Genomic DNA, 3,283 nt, shown 5'->3' with positions numbered 1-3,283 from the left:
GACGAGACGCCTTTTACCGTTTCTCTTGCCCGTGAACAACTTGACATATGATCACGCCGGTTCTGCATGCAAGAATCCCGATAAATACAAGCGCAGCCATCGATTTGTGGCATTTTCGCCACATTGAGACAGATTTGCATAAATGCCCGGCCTGTCTTTCTTGACGGTCAAATGCCGAGAGAATAGTGATGCTGTGACGTGAGGTTAGGGGGTTACGCAGATTTTCTGCAGCCTACTTGCCGCGTTACTTAACCGATGACTCTCGGGAGTAGGGGAAAAGATGAAAAAGATTCTTCTCGGAACGACTGCGATTGTTGCCGCTGGCATGATCGCAGCGCCGTCTGCGGATGCTGCTGAAAAGCTGAAAGTGTCCGTCGGTGGTTACATGGAACAGTGGTTCGGCTACACGTCTTCGGACGATGATGCCGGCACCGATTACAGCGGTTTCGACGTCAAGTCCGATGCTGAAATCCACTTCAAGGGCATGACCACCCTCGATAACGGCATCTCTGTCGGCGTCAACGTCCAGTTGGAAGGCAACAGCAACCGTGGCGACCAGATCGACGAATCCTACCTGATCGTCAAAGGCAACTTTGGTGAGATCAACCTGGGTTCTGAAAACTCCGCGCTGTACAAGATGAACTACGGTCCGTCTGACTACGGCATCGGCATCAACTCCGGTGACCAGATCTTCTGGGCCACCAAGCCGTCCAGCGTTTCCGGCAGCTTTTACCGCAGCCCGTTCGGTTCGACCAACATTGAGCCGGCACGGACCAACGACTCCGAAAAGCTGACCTACTACACGCCGCGGATCGAAGGCTTCCAGCTCGGTGTTTCCTACATTCCGGACGCCACGCAGGACAACAACGCTCAGCCGGATCGTGATGCTTCCCTGACCGACGGTTATGCGGTTGCCGCTAACTTCAAGCGTGACTTCGACGGCTTCAACGTCGGCGTTTCCGGTGGCTTCGGTGGCTTCACCAACGGTACGACTTCTGGTCAGGACGACCCGAAGGCTTGGTCCGTTGGCGCGACCCTCGGCTTTGGTGGCTTTGAAGTTGGTGCGGCTTATGCCGACGCCGACGGCACCACCGATGCTGCTGACAGCGACGGCTACAACGTTGGTGTTGCTTACGCGACCGGCCCGTGGGGCGTCAGCCTCGGTTGGTTCCATGGTGAAGTCGACGGCTCCACCACTGCTGGTGTCACCACCGGCAACGGCGAGCAGGACACGTATGCTCTGTCCGGCAAGTATGCGCTGGGCCCGGGCGTGACCGCTGCGGCGACTCTCGCACACACCGAATACGACACCGACAACACGAGCGCGACCGGAGCTGCCCTCGACGGCGGCGAAGCGACCTACTTCGTGGTCGGCATGAAGCTGTCCTTCTAATCCAGCTTCTACGTCAAGACTTCGGGAAGGGGCCGCGTTTCGCGGCCCCTTTTCTTTTGGCCGATAGCTTTCGCGCCTATTGAAGCGCGGCTTGCCCTATGGAACTGTCGTCGCGCCTGTTATACAGATCGCGCGCTATGGATATCCGGGAGCAAATCGGTGCAGTTCAGTAATTTCTTCAAGAAAATCACACGGGACCAGTTTCTGAAGGAATACTGGGACAAGGCCTATTATTTCGAGCAGGGCGCATTCGATCCGATCGGCGACCTGTTCGACTGGGATCAGATGAATGATCTGATCAACCGCTCCAAGCTTTGGCATGCGAACTATATGGAGATGGCGGTCGATGGAAACGTCCTGCCGTCCGAGCAATATTGCCGTCCGGGCATCGACCGCAAGGGCATGAATGTCCTGGTGCCTGATTCAGAGCGGGTACGCTTTCTGATGTCAAAAGGGGCAAGCCTCGTGCTTGACTATATCGAGGGCATTCATCCCTCGGTTCAGGAAGCCACACGCTTTATTGAGCGCCTGACTGGAACCCACGCTTCCTGTAACGCCTATTGTTCCTGGAAAAGCGTTCAGGCCTATCACTCCCATTTCGACACGATGTGTGTTTTTGCCGTGCAGATCGAGGGCGAGAAAACCTGGAATATCTACCGTGGGCGGGTCAATGAGGCGATCGACGTGCCGCGTGTACGGTCGGCCGATTTCACGCGTGAGCAGCACGATCAGCAGAAGGGCGAGGTCATGCAGCAGATCGTGATGCGTCCCGGTGATGTCTTGTATCTGCCGCGCGGCCTTTATCATGACGCCATGACGACGGATACCGCATCCCTGCACCTGTCCTTCGGCGCCACCTATGTGGACGGACACTCCACCCTCGCGATGCTTGCACCTCACTTGCATCAGGATGAATTTTTCCGGAAGCGAATCCCACATTTTGATGATGGCGAGGATCTGGAAAACTACATCACCGAGCTGGGTAAACGGGTTGCCGAGCATATGGCGCGGCCGGAGTTCCACCAGCAGGTGCGCGGTCACCTGATGAGCAAGGTTGCGGACAAGGTCGTGCGTCACACTTTGCCGGACCGTACTCCGGACATAAATTTCATGGTGACCCGCCGGCCGGTGAAACTCGCACGGCGTGGTCAGGCAGCAACCTTGAGCGGCGCGGGTTTCACGATCGATATTGCCAAGGATGATTATGCCCTGGCCGAACGGATCGTGAAATCCGAAGAGGTCTGGCTTTCCGATCTCAGGGCCGAGTTCCCGGACCGTGTGCCGCATTTCGAACCTCTGCTGAAGGCGCTGGACCAGCATCATGTGATCTGGCGGCTTCGCGGGTGAGCCGGGCCGACCAGATCTCATGAGCGGAATTCTCTGGCTGGCATCCTTCCCAAAGTCCGGCAATACTTGGCTTCGTGTCTTTATCGAGAACCTGTTCCGGAACAGCGCGGAGCCGGTCTCGATCAATGAGCTCGGCGTGGTTCGCTACGGCGATATGATGGGGCCGCTTTACGAAAAGATTGCCGGAAAGCCGTTGCAGGCGTTGAGTGACGCTGAACTGCATGCGCTGCGTGAACCATTGCAAAAGGCATGGTCGCAGGAACCGCAGACAACTATCGTAAAGACACATAATGCGCTGGCGATGCACGAGGGGCGGCCGCTTATCCACCTCGAGTGCACGGCGGGCGCGGCCTATGTCGTCCGCAATGTATTCGATGTGACGGTCTCTTACGCCGACCACTATCGGCTTACACTGGACGATGCGGTCGAGGCCATGACGTCCGAGCTGCAGACCACGCGGACAACACCGGCGGCGGTCTTTCAGATCCTGGGTACCTGGACAGACCATTACCGCAGCTGGCACGCGGTGGAGAATTTTAATCC

At 57.1% G+C, this 3,283-nt stretch carries 3 protein-coding genes; all 3 read left to right on the top strand.

The window, feature by feature from the left end:
• Window positions 1-280: 280 nt before the first annotated feature.
• Entirely contained in the window at window positions 281-1,393 is a 1,113-nt protein-coding gene (locus AAC126_RS22020; RefSeq protein WP_339857566.1) for a porin, read from the top strand.
• A gap of 159 nt (window positions 1,394-1,552) precedes the next feature.
• Complete coding sequence (locus AAC126_RS22015) at window positions 1,553-2,740, top strand: cupin domain-containing protein (protein ID WP_339857564.1); 1,188 nt, start codon at window positions 1,553-1,555, stop codon at window positions 2,738-2,740.
• Between the two features lie 19 nt (window positions 2,741-2,759).
• A partial coding sequence (locus tag AAC126_RS22010; protein ID WP_339857562.1) for a sulfotransferase domain-containing protein occupies window positions 2,760-3,283 on the top strand: 524 nt, incomplete at its 3' end.

The organism is uncultured Nisaea sp. (assembly GCF_963974195.1).
Classification (GTDB): domain Bacteria; phylum Pseudomonadota; class Alphaproteobacteria; order Thalassobaculales; family Thalassobaculaceae; genus Nisaea.
Note: the sequence above shows the minus strand (reverse complement) of the source record. Positions and strands in the feature narration are given on the sequence as shown.